Origin of the sequence: Thiothrix sp. (genome assembly GCF_028714775.1) — a bacterium.
Classification (GTDB): Bacteria; Pseudomonadota; Gammaproteobacteria; order Thiotrichales; family Thiotrichaceae; genus Thiothrix.
In genome coordinates this window covers 44,459-60,211 of the sequence record NZ_JAQTLS010000006.1, presented here as the reverse complement: position 1 = coordinate 60,211, position 15,753 = coordinate 44,459, and the positions used below count along the sequence as shown (strand labels likewise).

The following is a 15,753-nucleotide window of genomic DNA, read 5'->3' as shown; positions in this document are numbered from 1 at the left end:
CGCAGTCGGGTAGGTCACTCTGCTATAATCGGCACATTGACCAATACCAGCGAGCTAATTCATGACTCCGCAAGCACTGCAAACCCTCATCCAGCAAGGCGAAAACGTTGCTGTTGAATTCAAAGCGCTACCTGTTCGCCCAGAAGTTGTAGCGCGGGAAATGGTAGCATTTGCGAATGGTGCAGGCGGAACACTGCTGCTAGGTGTTGCTGATGATGGCACACCTACTGGAGTCGATGATATGGAACGGCTCGAAGAATGGGTGATGAATATTGCCCGAACTTTAGTTACACCAGCCATCGCTGTTCATTGTGAATTCGCTCAGTCAGCAGACAAACAAGTTTGCGCCGTTATCGTTCCCAAAGGCAAAGATAAACCTTATCAAACAGGTGACAAATACCTGATCAGGGTCGGCTCGACCAATCGACTAGCCACACAGTCTGAACTGATGCGTCTATTCCAAATGTCCGGGGTCTTCCACTACGATGCCATCCCTGTTGCGAACGCTTCCCTTAACGACTTGAATATGGCGGCACTTGATCGCTTCTTTGTCAGTTACGGTTTTGAATTCTCTAAGGAAAGCGAAGAGGCGCGGCGGCAATTACTCATTAACACTGATGTGTTAGCGACAACAGGTGAACCAACAGTGGGTGGTTTGCTGATGTTTGGTATTAACCCGACCCGTTACCTGTCACAAGCAGCAATTATGTTTGCGCATTTCAAAGGCAAGGAGATTTCGGATGAACTGATCGACCGGCAGGAAATTATCGGCACATTGCCTCAGCAAGTGGATACGGCAGTCGCCGTCATAAAGAACAACCTGCTGCAACCTTCCGTTATTGAAGGAACTAAACGCAAAGATACGGTTGACCTTCCACCGGATAAAGTACTGCGGGAAATGGTGGTGAATGCCTGTGTACACCGCAATTACGCCATCACCGGATCACGTATCCGCATTTTCATGTATGACGACCGAATTGAATGCATCAGTCCGGGGCGTTTACCCAATACCGTTACAGTGGAAAAACTGCGCTCCGGCGTTTCTTACGCCTCCAATCCCATACTGCTGAAATTTATGGATAACTTGCGCTACATCGACCGGCTAGGGCGTGGTTTTCCAATGATTTTCCGCGAAATGCAGCAGATTGGAAAAGCTGTGGAAGTGTATGAATTTGGTGAGGAATTACGGGTAGTGCTACCTTTATAACCCGCACTTACAATCACACACTGCGCAACCATTGCCTAGCTTCAAGGGAAGATAATGACCAGACGCTACGCCCCATAGGTCTTTTAAGCAATATTTCAGGCACTTCGCCATAATGGAGCTCGCAATATGCAGCGGCTTGTAAGCACACTTGGTTCCAGAAGAAATATTCCCTTCTCCTGTATTTTGTGCAATCCGTGTACGATGTGCGGCTCTATGCACGGCATGTTTCGCCAAGAATTTACTTTGTGACCAGAAAAACCGATGCCACCAACGTTTATTTTGGCTTTCACGGTTTTGACGACGCACAGCGAAACCCGAGTAGCTCGTCAGCTCTTCGGATCAAGCGCATCGCGCAGCCCATCCCCCAGAAAGTTCAAGCACAGCAATGTCACCGCCAAAAATCCGGCAGGGAACAATAGCATCCACGGCGCTGTTTCCATCTGCGCCGCACCTTCTGCGATCAATACCCCCCAACTGGTAAGCGGCTCTTGCACACCCAGCCCCAAGAAACTGAGGAAGGATTCAAACAGGATCACCTGCGGCACGGTCAAGGTTGCATACACGATCACCGCGCCCAACGTATTCGGCACGATGTGGCGGCGGATAATCCCGAAATGCCCTACCCCGCTAACCCGCGCCGCCTCAATGAACGCCCCGCCTTTCAGCGATAACGCTTGCCCACGCACAATCCGCGCCATTGTCAGCCATTCCACCGCACCAATCGCCACGAAGATCAGGAAAATACTGCGCCCGAAATACACCATCAGTAAAATCACGAAAAACATGAACGGCAACGCATACAGCACATCCACAAAGCGCATCATCAGCGCATCGGTGCGCCCCCCCAAATAACCCGCCGTTGCCCCATACAGCACCCCAATCAACAGACTGACTAGCGTCGCTGCCAAACCCACCATCAGCGAAATGCGCCCCCCGACCAACGTGCGCACTAACAGGTCGCGTCCATTTGCATCCGTACCAAAGTAAAAACCCGCTGCACTATCCGGCGGCGTGCCCATGTTATCCCAGTAAATTTCGTCGTAAGGGTGAGGGCTAAATATCGGCCCCAGCACGCACAGCAGCGCAATCGCCAGTAATACCAACGCACTGCCGATTGCCATGCGGTTGCGCATCAGACGGCGTAAGGCTTTTTGCCATAGGCTTTGGTTATTCATAGCGCACCCTCGGATCAACCAGCCCATACACCACATCCACCAGTAAATTCATGGCAATGATCAGTACCCCGTAAAACACCACCACGCCCATCACCAGCGTGTAATCGCGGTTCAATGCGCCTTGCACGAAATGCCGCCCAATCCCCGGAATCCCGAAAATCTGTTCAATCACCACCGACCCGGTAACAATTGCCGCCGTCGCAGGCCCCAACCACGAAATCAGCGGCAACAACGCGCCTTTCAGCACATGCCGCCATAACACCAGCCGCAGCGGCAAGCCTTTGGCAAAGGCCGTGCGGATATGCGGGCTGCCCAACGTTTCCAACATACTCGCCCGCATCATGCGTGCGGCGTAGGCAATCTGCGGTAAAGCCAACGCAATTACTGGCAGCACCACCGCTTTCCAACTGCCCTCTTGCCAACCCGCGACCGGCAACCAGTGCAGGAACACCCCAAACACCAAGGCCAACAACGGCGCCATGACGAAATTGGGGATGGTAATGCCCGTCATTGCCAGCGCCATGACTGTGTAATCCAGCGGACGGTTCTGGTTCATGGCAGCGAGCATTCCCGCCGGAATCCCGACCAGCAAGGCCAACAGCATGGCAAATGCGCCCAATTGCAACGACACCGGGAAGCCTTGCGCAATCAGTTCGCTGACACTGTGATCCTTGTATTTGAACGAAGGGCCGAAATCGCCCTGCACCACATTCAGCAAGTAATACCCGTATTGCACCGGCAACGGCTGGTCAAGGTGATAGGCACGTTCAAGGTTAGCGGCAATTTCTGCCGGAACCGGACGTTCGCTGTCAAACGGCCCGCCGGGTGCAAGGCGGATGAGGAAAAATGCTAGCGTAATGATCACCAGCAAGGTAGGTAATGCGCCCAACAAGCGCCTGACAATGTACCGCAGCATGTAAAACGCGACCTTTGTAAAATTTACAGGTGACAAACCATCCCAAATGGCATATTATTTAGTTTATTCTAATATACTAATAATCATGTACCTGCTAGGAACCTTTGAAAACATAACCTGGACGGGATAAATGATGCACGATCAAGATTACGATTTAACAATGGATGGTGTGCCGGTGCAAGAAGAAGACATCGAAGCTGCCTGCCGCTCCCTCAAAGCCATCGCTCACCCGTTGCGCCTGAAAATCATGTGCGTATTGGAAAAGCACGAGATGACTGTGCAAGAAATTGTCGATCACGTCGGCACTAGCCAAAGCAATGTTTCCCAACACCTGACCATCATGCGCGAAAAAGGCTTGCTGCATTCACGCAAGGATTCCAACCGCGTGTTCTACCGTATCTCTGAAAACCGCGCCAGCCTCCTCCAAGCCTGCTCATCCCTCCGCTAAACCGCCGCATCAAGGCTTGATGCCCAGATATTGCGTCTGATGCACATCCATCACATTATCCATCCACCCGGTGACTGCCGGGCTGAGCAAGTGTTGGGTGGTGTAATGGTACACCGGGATGATCGGCATGTCGGCGAGCAGCACACGTTCAGCCTGCTCCATCGCTTCTGCCCGCTTTTTCGCATCCGCCTGATTTTCCGCCTCTTGCAGCAAACGGTCGAATTCTGCATTTTTGTAATTGGACGGGTTCATTTCACCCACATCTGACTTGAACAGGCTCAAGAAGGTGTGCGCGTCATTGTAGTCGCCGATCCAACCGGAACGGATTACTTGGAACTGTTTCTGGCTGCGGGAACTGAGGTACACCTTCCACTCCTCATTGCGCAGCTTGGTTGTTACCCCCAAAACCTGTTTCCACATCGCCGCAACCGCAACTGCCAGCTTCTTGTGGTTGTCACTGGTGTTGTAGAGGATTTCGAGTTCCAAAGGCTTATCGGCGCTGTAACCGCTTTCGGCATAAAGCTGTTTGGCAAGCGCCGTGCGGGCAGCCTTATCCAAGGCTTTTTCTTCCATGCTCTGCTGGGTATAGCCCTCGACTGCCGGAACCCAACCGTAGGCAGGAATTTCACCGGACTGGGTAATCTTTTCGGTCAATATCTCGCGGTCAATCGCTAAGCTGAGGGCGCGGCGCAGCTTGGGCGCATCCTTGAAAGCAGCATTATCCAGATTGAGCGCATAGTAATACGTGCCGATGTAAGGCGAATTGTGGAAAGCATCCGGCAGGTTTTCTTTCACCCAACCCGTTTGGTCGGTGGGGATGTCGTCGGTAACATCCAACTCCCCAGCACGGAAGCGCTTGAGTTCAGTGTTTTTGTCTTCGGTGGGGATGTAATACACCGTGTCGACACCAACTTCCTTGGCGCGGCGGTAATTGGGATTCTTTTCCAGCTTGATCTGCGCTTGTGGTTGCCATTCGCTCAGGCGGTATGCGCCATTGCTGACGAGGTTTTCCGGCTTCGTCCAATCTTTGCCAAACTTTTCCACCACAGCTTTCGGCACGGGGTAAGCCATGTGGTGCATCAACATGCCGAGGAAATACGGGGTCGGGACTTTGAGATGGACTTCCAGCGTTTGCGGGTCAAGCGCTTTCACACCGATGCTGGCGGGGTCTTTCTGCGCCCCCTTACTGTAGCTTTCCGCACCGTCGATAGGCCACAGGATGAAGGCGTAATCCGATGCGGTTTCCGGCGCGAGCGCACGCCGCCATGCATAAACGAAATCATCGGCACTGACGGCATCGCCATCCGACCATTTGGCATCGGGGCGCAGGTGAAAAGTGTAAGTCTTGGCATCGGGACTGATGTCCCATTTTTCTGCCACACCGGGCTGGAGTTTGCCATCTGCACCTTCCGTAACCAGCCCTTCAAACAGGTCGCGCTGAATATTGGCCTCTGGGACACCGGAAGATTTGTGGATGTCGAGTGTTTCAGGTTCCGCACCATTGCCACGGTGCAGGACAGTTTCCGCCAACGCCAGCGGTGAGCAAAGCAAGTAAGACAGCAGTGCCAAACGGAGTGTTTTTCTTAACATCGGGTGGATTCCGGGGCTTATTGTTGGATACGGTGCGGGCATTATGCCACAAGGCTTTCCCAGAAAATATTCGCAAGCCCTTTTCTGGCATGGATTTATCTGTTATACCCTTTGGGCAACTTCCAATGCTAACTATTGGAAGTTTCAATGATTATATAATGAGGAGGAGCTTTACATGATCAAACACACGGCAATCGTATCCGGCCTGTTACTGCTGGCATCTACCCACGTACAAGCGGGCGAATTCATGGACGCGGCTTGGGCAAAACAAGCCTGCGCCGCATGGAACGCCGACGCCACCCTAACCGCAGGTCTGATGGATGCTGACGGTTATTCTTGGGTCAAAAATAACGCAGGTCGCAGTTATAAGCTGGTACAAATGTACCGCACCCAATGCGGCGACACTACTAAAGTCCAGCTCAATATTGTTGAGCAAGATGGCAAAGCTATCTGTAACTACGGCGGCGCACCGGATGGTAAAGCCATGGATTACGGCGTTGATTACCTGATGCACGCTAACGATGCCGACTGGACTTGCATGGGCAAGGGCGAATTCGGCTGCGGGGCAATGGGTGCAATGATGTCCGGCAAGCTGAACTTCAAAGGGCCAAAAGTCGAAGCCATGAAGGTCATGACGCCGTTTGAAAACTTCCTGAAGTTGACAGGCAAAGTTCCCGGCGACAAAAGCGAGTGCAAAAAGTAAGGATGCACCGGAGGGCGTAGCCATACGCCCTCTTTCACCCCGGTTTCGTGCTATATTCAGGCGCATTGAAACAGGATAATCTTCATGTCAGAACAAATCCCCCCCCCCTCCCGCCGCAGCTACTTGACTAGCCTTTACCAGTCGCTGGGCTTCCGCACCGTCGTGATCGCCTTGTTGGTACTGTTGATGTTGATCCCCTTATTCATGGTGGAAAATATCGTGCGTGAGCGCAACAGCTACCACCAACAGGTATTACAGGACATCGCCGCAACGTGGGGAGGCAAACAAACCCTCGTTGGCCCGGTCATGGTATTGCCATATGTCGAACACTTCACCAGCGTGGATACCGTAACTGACAAGGACGGCGAATCCCGTATCGTCAGCAAAGACATTTACAACGACCGTACCGCGATCCTGTTGCCGGAAAATCTGGAAATACGCGCCGACATCAAAGAAGAACACCGCCAACGGGGTATCTATGACGCGCTGGTTTACACCGCTAACCTTAGCCTGACGGGCAAGTTTGACCATGCGGTACTGTTGCAGGGCAATGCCGAAGGCGAACGCCGCATCCTGTGGGACAAAGCCTTTATCATGATCGGCGTCAGCGACACCAAAGCCATTGATACCGCTTCCGGTTTCATGCTGGATGATGGGCGTATCGGGCTGGAACCGGGAACACGGATACCTGCCTTGCTGCCTGCCGGTTTCCACGCACCGTTGCCCGCCAACAACAATACCGCGACTAGCCACGATTTCAAATTGACCATGAGCTTGCGTGGCAGCGACAGCTTGCTTTTCGCCCCACTGGGGAAAACCACCAAAGCGCGGATGACATCAAGCTGGACGCACCCCAGTTTCCAAGGCGAGTTGTTGCCGGATAAGCGTGAAATCAACGATCAAGGTTTTAATGCCGAGTGGGACATCCCCCATCTGGCGCGTAATTACCCGCAGCACTGGGTGGTTGAGGACAAACAGGATTACAAGCTGAATGAATTTACCGCTGGAGTAAGCCTGTACGAGCCTGTTTCCTTGTATACGCAAACTGCCCGTGCCGTTAAATATGCCATCTTGTTCGTCGGCTTGACCTTCCTAGCTTTCTTTGCTTTTGAAATCAGTCTGAAACGGCGCTTCCACAGCTTGCAATACGGGCTGGTCGGGGTGGCATTGGCGCTGTTCTACCTGATCCTATTGGCATTGGCGGAACACATCGGCTTCTTGTATGCCTATCTGGCGGCGGCAAGCACTACGGTGTTGCTGATTACGGGGTATCTGCGGGCAATCTTACGCGAGAAATGGCGCACGCTGGGCATTTTCTTGCTGCTATCCGCGCTGTATGGCCTGCTTTACCTGCTGTTGCAGATGGAGGATTACGCGTTGTTAGTGGGAGTCGGGCTGTTGCTGTTAGCGACGGGAACCCTGATGTACGTTACCCGTCACTTACCACAAGCGGATTAACTGGGACGCCGATGCCGTGAGGGTTTCCCTTCGCGGCGTGGGGCGTGCTGACCATCACCACGGTGATGTTCTACCCGTTCGCGCTGGGTACGTTGCGGGCGACGCAAATCAGTTGGCAGCAAATCAGCAGTGATTTTGCTGACCGGGATGGATTTACCCACGTACTCTTCGATTTCCGGCAAGTAGAAGGCAGTATCCTCGCACGCGAAACTGTGCGCTTCACCGGATGCCCCTGCCCGCGCTGTACGCCCGATACGGTGGACATAATCTTCCGCCATTTGCGGCAAATCGAAATTGAACACGTGTGACACATCCGGGATGTGCAAACCCCGCGCCGCCACGTCGGTGGCAATCAGCACTTGGAAATTGCCTGCCTCGAAATCTTTCAGCAAACGCTCGCGCTTATTCTGGCGCACATCACCGGAAATCAGGTCGGAAGAAATCCCGTTACCGCGTAAATAGTCATCAATCTTTTCCGCAATGTGCTTGGTATTCACGAACACAATCGCGCGGAACGGTGTCAACTTGCGCATCAGGCCAATCAGCAGCGGAATCTTTTCCTCATTCGCAGGAAAATAGACATGCTCGGTGATATTGTCCGCACGTACTGATTCGGCTTCGATCTGTACTTTTTGCGGGTTGTTCATGTGCTCGTAGGCCAGTTCCAGCACCCGATGTGATAGCGTGGCGGAGAATAGCATGTTCAAACGCTTATCCGGCGGCGGCAGCTTACGCATCAAGTAACGCACGTCTTGAATGAACCCCATGTCGAACATGCGGTCTGCCTCATCCATCACCATCGCCTGCACGTATTTGAGGGTAAAGACGTGCTGTTTCCAGTAATCAATTACCCGACCCGGCGTGCCGATCAGAATATCCACAGGCTCTTCAAACTGGCGGCGCTGCTTGTCATACCCTGCCCCACCGTAGACCAAGACCGTGCGCAAACCAGTGTGCTTACCCAAGCTTTCAGCATCACGGGCAATTTGGATCGCCAGTTCGCGGGTAGGCGCGAGGATCATGCAACGCACTGTCCCTGCTTCCGGGTTCGGCAAGGGGTTATCCAACAAACGTTGGAAGACCGCAATCAGGAATGCGCCAGTTTTGCCCGTTCCTGTTTGTGCTTGGCCTGCCACATCTTGCCCCGCCAATGCCAGCGGCAAAACCTCGGCCTGAATCCGTGAGCAATACTCAAAACCAGTCTCCCGCACCGAGGCCAGCAGACGTTCATCCAAGGGAAACGCATCAAAGCGTGTTTGACTTAAGTAGAGATTTTCCATGGTGCGAGAATATCACACTGACGGGTTTCGACGGCACAAAATCCATGATTATTTATTGGGACTTTAGCCAAAAATCTTTAAACCCAGACCATTATCAATAATGCGCCTGAATTAAAGCATTTTAGTGCCTAACATTCTTCTAAAAGTCGACAATATGCCTTATCATTCTTCGCCTCCTTCTGCTATACACACACTATTGTCGACACATATCCGCCACCGGAGGCGTAAAATGAGCACAACAACCGTCTTGGCACAACACCTAGCAAGTACGCTGGGTTTGGACAAGTTACAAAATATCCACTGGAACCAATCATCCCCCGTCCTCTACGAGCAAGCACTCAGCCGTTGCGAGGGCAAAATCAGTGCAGATGGTGTGTTTGTGGCCTATACCGGCATGTTTACCGGACGCGCCCCCAACGACAAATTCATCGTTGACGAACCTGACTGCCACGACAAAGTATGGTGGGGAAAAGTCAACAAAAGCATGACTGAAGCCAACTTTGACCGCATTCTGGGCGATGCCATCAAGTTTCTGGAAGGCAAGGAAGTATTCGTGCAAGACTTGCTGGCAGGCGCGAATGAAGCTGACGAACTGCCAGTGCGCATCATTACCCAATACGCATGGCACGCACTGTTTGCCCGCAATATGTTTATCCGCCCGGATGACCTGAACCGCACTTTGGGCGTTACCGAACCCAAATTCACTGTCGTCCACGTGCCAGACATGCAAGCTGACCCGGATGAACACGGCACAAATTCCGGCGCATTCGTGCTGCTGAGCCTGTCACGCGGGCTGATACTGATCGGCGGCACGCATTACGCGGGCGAGATCAAGAAATCCATTTTCTCCGTGCTCAACTACCTGTTGCCGCAACGCGGGATCATGTCCATGCACGCTTCCGCCAATGTCGGTACAGAAGGTGACGTTGCCATCCTGTTCGGGCTTTCCGGCACGGGTAAAACCACCCTTTCCGCCGACCCTAGCCGCGCCCTGATCGGCGATGATGAACACGGCTGGAGCGATCATGGCGTCTTCAATCTGGAAGGCGGCTGCTATGCGAAAGTCATCAACCTCTCGCATGAACAGGAACCACTCATCTACAAAACCACCCACACCTTTGGTACAGTGCTGGAAAACGTGGTAATGGATCAGGCCACCCGCATCCTCAACCTCGACGACAACAGCATCACGGAAAACACCCGTGCCTGTTACCCCATTACCCAAATTCCGGGCGCACTGTATCCCGGTAAGGCCGGACACCCGAAACACATCATCATGTTGACCTGTGATGCCTTCGGCGTGTTGCCACCGATTTCCAAACTGACCACCGAACAGGCGATGTACCACTTCATTTCTGGCTACACCGCCAAAGTAGCGGGCACTGAAAAAGGCGTTACCGAACCGAGCGCCACGTTCAGCACCTGCTTCGGCGCACCATTCATGGCGCTGCATCCATCCGTTTACGCAGGGCTGTTGGGCGAGAAAATCAACCAACACGGCGTTTCTTGCTGGTTGGTCAATACCGGCTGGACAGGTGGCGGCTATGGCGTGGGCAAACGCATGAATATCCACCACACCCGCCGCATGGTCAACGCTGCCTTGAATGGCGAATTGGATAACGTGGAAATGCGCACTGACCAGATATTCGGCCTGAACATCCCTGCTTCCTGCCCTGATGTACCGGCGGCGGTACTTGACCCTGCCTCCACTTGGGCGGACAAAGCGGCCTATGAAAGCAAGGCTACCCAGCTAGCTAAAGCATTCCACCAGAATTTTGCTGCTTACAGTGCTGGCGTAGCGGAAGAAATCCTTGCTGCGGGGCCATTAGCAGGCCGTTCCTAATACGAAAGCCAGCATCTGGTCATTAAGCCATTTTTTCAAGCCGTATCGGTTTTTTACTGATACGGTTTTTTTTCGCCACTAGCACCCTGATTTTTTCCCAAAACTCACCCCATTCAGACAATATTCATAAAACTTTTCTATTAATGCATTTTTTAGGCAAGATTAACCTATAATGAATGTAAGGAAAGATTTTTATGTAACGTAACTCAGCAGTGTCACGACACAAGGAGAGTTGTATGGTTATCAAATCAATACGTTTGATGGTTTTGGCTTCATGCATTGGTGCTAGTTTGTTCTTTACTTCCGCTGTTCCAGCAGCAGAAAGTCCTGTAAAGGGAAGCGTCAATCTGATGGCGACGCTGAAAGATGCACCGGCTTTTACGCCAGTTGAATGGAAAGTACTCAGGTTGGACAATAACAGTACAATTAAGACCACCCATGCCCATTCCCTCAACCTGCCGCTTAGTCCGGGGACTTACAAAGCTGTCGCAAGCTATCAGGATGTTACCCGTGACCGCACGTTCACGGTCAACAACAATGGGCAAGTCAACATTATCATCGCGATGGATAAATAAGCTGGCGATGGGTAAGGCCCGGCAATCTTAGTCCGGGCTTGTTTTTTGGCGAGGAGCTTTCCTCAATTCATTCAGCTTATCCCTGATCTTGATTTCCAGCCCGCGAGCTACGGGTTCGTAGTAGCGTCTGCCACGCAGTTCTTCCGGGAAGTAGTTTTCCCCCACTGCATACGCGCCCTTTTCATCATGCGCGTAACGGTAGCCTTTGCCGTAATCCAACGCTTTCATCAGCTTCGTGGGCGCATTGCGTAAGTGCATGGGTACATCCAGTGAGCCAGACTGTTGCGCATCTGCCTTCGCCAACTTGTACGCCGTGTAAACCGCATTGCTTTTGGGTGCGCAGGCCAAATACACCACAGCTTGGGCAATCGCCAGCTCACCTTCGGGGCTACCCAAACGCTCGTAAGTATCCCACGCATTCAGCGCCAGTTGCAGGCCGCGCGGGTCGGCATTGCCAATGTCTTCGGTCGCCATGCGTACTACCCGACGGGTAATGTACAAAGGGTCGCAACCGCCATCCAACATCCGGCACAACCAGTAGAGCGCCGCATCGGGGTCAGTGCCGCGTACCGATTTGTGCAAGGCTGAAATCTGCTCGTAAAACAGGTCGCCACCCTTGTCAAAACGGCGCACATTTTCGGTCAGCACTTCCTTTACTGTGCTTTCGGTCAGTTGTAAACCAGTGGGGGTTTCTTCGGCAAGGTCAGCCGCTTGCTCCAGCCAGTTGAGTGCACGACGGGCATCACCATCGGCAGCCGATGCCAAAGCATCCAGCACCACCTCACTGACTTGCACCTGCAAGCCACCCAGACCTTTATCTGCATCCTGCAAAGCCCGTTGCAGCACCTGCTTGATGTCAGCCGGAGTCAGCGAACGCAATACGTAAGTACGCACCCGCGACAGCAGCGCATTGTTCAGTTCAAACGAAGGGTTTTCGGTAGTCGCACCAATGAACAGCAAAGTCCCATCTTCAATATGCGGCAGAAAAGCATCTTGCTGCACCTTATTGAAACGGTGGACTTCATCGACGAACAGCACGGTGGTACGCCCAAATTGCTCACGGTTCTGGCGGGCAACATCGACCGCTGCACGGATTTCCTTTACCCCTGCCAATACGGCGGAAAGGGTAAGGAATTCGGCCTTCCAGTAATGGGTGATCAAGCGGGCGAGCGTGGTTTTGCCAGTTCCGGGTGGCCCCCAGAATAGCATCGAATGCGGGCGGGATTCCTCAATCGCTCGCCGCAGCGGTTTGCCAACGGCGAGCAGGTGAAGCTGCCCGGCATACTCATCAAGCGTTGCCGGGCGCATACGTTCAGCGAGCGGGGTCAAAAGTTGCCCCATTGGATCAGGATGGCTTGCCGATCACATCCGCCCCGGCTGGTGGTGTGAAACTAAAGCGTGAAGCGTCAATATTGCCGTTGGTGCTTAAACCTTGGAACTTGATGTAAGTCTGTTGCCCAAACTTATCGTTCAGGATCATTTCTTGGATACCAACATCGCTGATACCCAAATCCATGGTAGTAAAATCGGAATCCTTCTTGTGCGGGGTCAGGCGGAACCACTCCAGTTTGCTGCCATCCGCCTCCATGTCTTGCACGGAAAACTGCGCATCCACCGCCTGCTTTTGCAGCAACATGCCGACAGGTGCAGAAGAAAGCGCCTGTTTCATCGGTTTGACGGTGACTTGATCTAACTCCACGTCGTAAATCCAGACGTTTTTGCCATCTGCCACAATTTGGTGTTTGTCCGGTGCGGCATATTCCCAACGAAACTTGCCGGGGCGTGACAGGAACACATTGCCACTGGAAGACTGGCGTACTTTGCCCTTGTCATCCACCACCTGCTGGGTGAAAGCGGATTGCATGGTATCTACTTGCGTGAAAAATTCGTTGAGCTTTTCGCGCCCCCCAGCCCATGCGCTGTTAGTCAAACCAGCGACCAACAAAACCAACAATGTTTTAGCAAATGTTTTTTTCATCATAAACCTCTATGTATTTAATCCTTTACAGGCGGTGGAGCCAGCACGTCACGAGTACCATTACTCAGCACGGGGCTTACCACACCTGCGGTTTCCATGTCTTCTATCATGCGGGCGGCGCGGTTGTAACCAACCTTGAGGCGACGTTGCAGATAGGAAATAGACGCACGGCGGGATTCGGTCACAACCGCAACGGCTTCATCAAACAGCGGGTCTGATTCGCCTTCCCGTTCCGCCAGCGGCTCCAAGCCCGGAATGGAATCCGATGGAGACGTTGTATCAGCTAAGACATCATCAATGTAATCCGGTTCCCCTTGCAGCTTGAGGTAGTTGGCGACATCTTCAACTTCACGGTCTGTCACCAACGCGCCATGTACCCGCAATGGCAGCGACGTACCCGGCGGCATGTAGAGCATGTCACCGTAACCCAGCAACTGTTCCGCCCCGCCCTGATCCAAAATCGTGCGAGAGTCGATCTTGGTGGAAACTTGGAACGCAATGCGCGTGGGGATATTCGCCTTGATCAAGCCAGTAATGACATCCACCGAAGGACGTTGGGTTGCAAGGATCAAGTGGATGCCGGATGCCCGCGCCTTTTGTGCCAGCCGCGCAATCAGCTCTTCCACTTTTTTGCCCACGACCATCATCATATCGGCGAATTCGTCGACGATCACCACGATGTAAGGCAAGGTTTTCAGCGGCAATGGATGCCCATCCACCGCCGTCAGCGGGTCAAACAGCGGATCCATGATCGCTTCGCCGCGATCCTGTGCTTCGCGGACTTTTTCGTTGAAGCCTGCGATATTGCGCACCTTGAGCTTGGACATCAGCAGGTAACGCCGTTCCATTTCCGCCACACACCAGCGCAAGGCATTGGCTGCGTGTTTCATGTCCGTCACCACGGGCGCGAGCAAGTGCGGAATATGTTCGTAGCTGCTCAACTCCAGCATTTTGGGGTCGATCATGATCATGCGCACTTCTTCTGGCGTGGCCTTGTACAACAGGCTCATCAGCACCGCATTGATGAAAACGGATTTACCTGAACCCGTCGTCCCCGCCACCAGCAAATGCGGCATCCGCGCCAAATCCGCCACAATCGGTTGCCCGGAAATATCTTTACCCAAGGCCAAGGTCAGCGGTGAAAGGTTTTTCTTGTAAACCGCCGCACTCAGCATTTCACTGATCGTCACCACATCGCGGCGGTCGTTGGGCACTTCGATCCCAATGGTCGGACGCCCCGGAATAACTTCCACCACCCGCACACTAGAAATGCACATATTGCGTGCCAAATCAGACGATAGACCGGAAATCTTCGAGGCTTTCGTGCCTTCGGGCAGTTCCAATTCAAAGCGGGTAATGACGGGGCCGGGTTCTGTCCTGACCACTTTCGGCAAGCCTTTGGCTTCGTCTTTGATACCGTAATGCCCAAGGGCTTCAACCAGCTTTTCCGCAAGCTCATTCAGGCGTTCTTTGGACTGGGTAACACGTTCGCTGGGCGGTGGGTTCAGCAAAGTCAGGCGCGGCAATACCAACATCCCGTTTTTGCCGCCAAGGGCAGGAATGTCATCTGCCACATTGCGCAGCACATCTTCATCGGCATCAGCGGTTTTCTTAGCGGCACTTTTTTCTTTGGCTGCGGCTTTGCCGTTACTGACGGCAGCAGCGAATTCTGGCACGCCCAATTCTGGTTCGCGCCGTCCACCGGGAGCATGTAAATCTGTCAGGTCAACACCTTCGCCGTCCAGCACCGGGTCAGTTCCCCGATTGCCGCTCAAACCACCCGTAGCCCGTTCCACCCAACTGGAGGCTTTCCCCAGTGATTCCTTGCCTGTTTTCAGGTAATCCTTGCTGGAACCCACGACACCAGAAATGCTACCCAGCAAGCCGGGTTTGCCGTTCGCACTGGCTTCAGCCTGTTGGTTTTTCACATCCTGCGCTTTGTTAAACAGTAGCAGCACGTAATCGCCCAATTTCTCTGCCACCACCGGCCAAGAGATGTCCGTTACCAGCGTCAAGCCCCCCAGAAACAGCGACATCAACAGTAACGCTGCCCCGTAAAGCCCCAAGAATGAACCTGCCACCAAGTTGCCAATCACCTTGCCCAACATGCCACCACCGCCGTAGTTGCCGTGGCCTTCAAACAGCAAATGCGCCAAGCCACTGCCTGCCAGCAGCAACAGCACCGCACCAACGGTACTGATGACATCGTTGATCCCACCCACCGGATTGTTAGGGTTTTTCATGTAAGGGCCAATGCGGAATGACACCAGCCCCATCACCACCAGCACAATCGGCAAACCGTAAGCGAAATACCCCATCAGGCCAAACAGGAAATCTGCCAACCACGCTCCCGGCGCACGTGCCAAGTTGTACACCATACCCGGATTACTATTGAGGTTGAACGGCCCCGGATCGCGCGGGTCGTAAGTCAACAATGCCAGCATAATGACTGACGCAATCCCAAGAAAAATGATGACCGATGCCTGTTGCACCGCGAGCCGCTTCTTCGGGTTGAGAATAACTTTGTTAGCCAAACCAAATATCCCTGTTCGTTTTGTGACGGTTATACCGTAATATTAG

Annotated in this window: 13 protein-coding genes; 6 read left to right on the top strand and 7 right to left on the bottom strand. The window is 53.1% G+C overall.

Annotation, left to right across the window (positions count from 1 at the left end; genetic code table 11):
• The first annotated feature begins 61 nt into the window (after nucleotides 1–61).
• On the top strand, nucleotides 62–1,207 hold the full coding sequence (locus tag PHE17_RS06690; RefSeq protein ID WP_301015049.1) for an RNA-binding domain-containing protein: 1,146 nt from the start codon (nucleotides 62–64) through the stop codon (nucleotides 1,205–1,207).
• A 326-nt stretch (nucleotides 1,208–1,533) separates the two neighbouring features.
• On the opposite strand, the gene PHE17_RS06685 is transcribed toward PHE17_RS06690, so the two are convergent.
• Nucleotides 1,534–2,382, bottom strand: coding sequence for an ABC transporter permease subunit (locus PHE17_RS06685; protein ID WP_301015048.1), 849 nt, complete (start codon nucleotides 2,380–2,382; stop codon nucleotides 1,534–1,536).
• Nucleotides 2,375–3,298, bottom strand: a complete 924-nt coding sequence (oppB, locus tag PHE17_RS06680; RefSeq protein WP_301015047.1) for an oligopeptide ABC transporter permease OppB — start codon at nucleotides 3,296–3,298, stop codon at nucleotides 2,375–2,377. The genes PHE17_RS06685 and oppB overlap by 8 nt, the downstream gene beginning before the upstream one ends.
• A 130-nt stretch (nucleotides 3,299–3,428) precedes the next feature.
• Here oppB and PHE17_RS06675 point away from each other — a divergent pair, with 130 nt between their 5' ends.
• The gene (locus PHE17_RS06675) at nucleotides 3,429–3,746 is read left to right on the top strand and encodes a metalloregulator ArsR/SmtB family transcription factor (protein ID WP_363320084.1); all 318 of its coding nucleotides are present in this window, start codon (nucleotides 3,429–3,431) and stop codon (nucleotides 3,744–3,746) included.
• Between the two features lie 9 nt (nucleotides 3,747–3,755).
• Here the strand turns inward: PHE17_RS06675 and PHE17_RS06670 are convergent, their stop codons facing one another.
• Nucleotides 3,756–5,336: a peptide ABC transporter substrate-binding protein gene (locus PHE17_RS06670; protein ID WP_301015046.1), complete on the bottom strand. Its 1,581-nt coding sequence runs from the start codon at nucleotides 5,334–5,336 to the stop codon at nucleotides 3,756–3,758.
• A 175-nt stretch (nucleotides 5,337–5,511) separates the two neighbouring features.
• Here PHE17_RS06670 and PHE17_RS06665 point away from each other — a divergent pair, with 175 nt between their 5' ends.
• Nucleotides 5,512–6,039, top strand: a complete 528-nt coding sequence (locus PHE17_RS06665) for an SCP2 sterol-binding domain-containing protein (protein ID WP_301015045.1) — start codon at nucleotides 5,512–5,514, stop codon at nucleotides 6,037–6,039.
• An 84-nt stretch (nucleotides 6,040–6,123) separates the two neighbouring features.
• Complete coding sequence (creD, locus tag PHE17_RS06660; RefSeq protein ID WP_301015044.1) at nucleotides 6,124–7,497, top strand: cell envelope integrity protein CreD; 1,374 nt, start codon at nucleotides 6,124–6,126, stop codon at nucleotides 7,495–7,497.
• Here the strand turns inward: creD and PHE17_RS06655 are convergent.
• Complete coding sequence (locus PHE17_RS06655) at nucleotides 7,494–8,777, bottom strand: DEAD/DEAH box helicase (RefSeq protein WP_301015043.1); 1,284 nt, start codon at nucleotides 8,775–8,777, stop codon at nucleotides 7,494–7,496. The two genes, creD and PHE17_RS06655, sit on opposite strands and share 4 nt — an antisense overlap.
• Before the next feature lie 229 nt (nucleotides 8,778–9,006).
• On the opposite strand from PHE17_RS06655, the gene pckA reads away from it, so the two are divergent.
• Complete coding sequence (gene pckA, locus PHE17_RS06650) at nucleotides 9,007–10,620, top strand: phosphoenolpyruvate carboxykinase (ATP) (RefSeq protein WP_301015042.1); 1,614 nt, start codon at nucleotides 9,007–9,009, stop codon at nucleotides 10,618–10,620.
• A 236-nt stretch (nucleotides 10,621–10,856) separates the two neighbouring features.
• On the top strand, nucleotides 10,857–11,195 hold the full coding sequence (locus PHE17_RS06645; protein WP_301015041.1) for a hypothetical protein: 339 nt from the start codon (nucleotides 10,857–10,859) through the stop codon (nucleotides 11,193–11,195).
• 27 nt (nucleotides 11,196–11,222) lie between these two features.
• Here the strand turns inward: PHE17_RS06645 and PHE17_RS06640 are convergent, their stop codons facing one another.
• The 3 genes from PHE17_RS06640 to PHE17_RS06630 are packed head-to-tail and all read right to left on the bottom strand — an operon-like array spanning nucleotide 11,223 to nucleotide 15,707.
• Nucleotides 11,223–12,536 (bottom strand): replication-associated recombination protein A, encoded by a 1,314-nt coding sequence (locus PHE17_RS06640; protein WP_301015040.1) that lies wholly within the window; start codon nucleotides 12,534–12,536, stop codon nucleotides 11,223–11,225.
• A gap of 4 nt (nucleotides 12,537–12,540) precedes the next feature.
• Entirely contained in the window at nucleotides 12,541–13,173 is a 633-nt protein-coding gene (gene lolA / locus PHE17_RS06635; RefSeq protein WP_301015039.1) for an outer membrane lipoprotein chaperone LolA, read from the bottom strand.
• 17 nt (nucleotides 13,174–13,190) lie between these two features.
• Nucleotides 13,191–15,707 carry a DNA translocase FtsK 4TM domain-containing protein gene (locus PHE17_RS06630; protein ID WP_301015038.1) on the bottom strand — a complete coding sequence of 839 codons (2,517 nt, stop codon included), beginning with the start codon at nucleotides 15,705–15,707 and terminating at the stop codon, nucleotides 13,191–13,193.
• Nucleotides 15,708–15,753 lie beyond the last annotated feature (46 nt).

What these genes read in the sequence shown, in the direction of transcription:
- PHE17_RS06675 (WP_363320084.1), top strand. Translation starts at nt 3,429, where the DNA reads ATGATGCACGATCAAGATTACGATTTAACAATGGATGGTGTGCCGGTG.
- PHE17_RS06645 (WP_301015041.1), top strand. Translation starts at nt 10,857, where the DNA reads ATGGTTATCAAATCAATACGTTTGATGGTTTTGGCTTCATGCATTGGT.
- PHE17_RS06670 (WP_301015046.1), bottom strand. Translation starts at nt 5,336, where the DNA reads ATGTTAAGAAAAACACTCCGTTTGGCACTGCTGTCTTACTTGCTTTGC.
- PHE17_RS06640 (WP_301015040.1), bottom strand. Translation starts at nt 12,536, where the DNA reads ATGGGGCAACTTTTGACCCCGCTCGCTGAACGTATGCGCCCGGCAACG.
- PHE17_RS06665 (WP_301015045.1), top strand. Translation starts at nt 5,512, where the DNA reads ATGATCAAACACACGGCAATCGTATCCGGCCTGTTACTGCTGGCATCT.
- creD (WP_301015044.1), top strand. Translation starts at nt 6,124, where the DNA reads ATGTCAGAACAAATCCCCCCCCCCTCCCGCCGCAGCTACTTGACTAGC.
- PHE17_RS06690 (WP_301015049.1), top strand. Translation starts at nt 62, where the DNA reads ATGACTCCGCAAGCACTGCAAACCCTCATCCAGCAAGGCGAAAACGTT.
- lolA (WP_301015039.1), bottom strand. Translation starts at nt 13,173, where the DNA reads ATGAAAAAAACATTTGCTAAAACATTGTTGGTTTTGTTGGTCGCTGGT.
- pckA (WP_301015042.1), top strand. Translation starts at nt 9,007, where the DNA reads ATGAGCACAACAACCGTCTTGGCACAACACCTAGCAAGTACGCTGGGT.
- PHE17_RS06685 (WP_301015048.1), bottom strand. Translation starts at nt 2,382, where the DNA reads ATGAATAACCAAAGCCTATGGCAAAAAGCCTTACGCCGTCTGATGCGC.
- PHE17_RS06655 (WP_301015043.1), bottom strand. Translation starts at nt 8,777, where the DNA reads ATGGAAAATCTCTACTTAAGTCAAACACGCTTTGATGCGTTTCCCTTG.
- oppB (WP_301015047.1), bottom strand. Translation starts at nt 3,298, where the DNA reads ATGCTGCGGTACATTGTCAGGCGCTTGTTGGGCGCATTACCTACCTTG.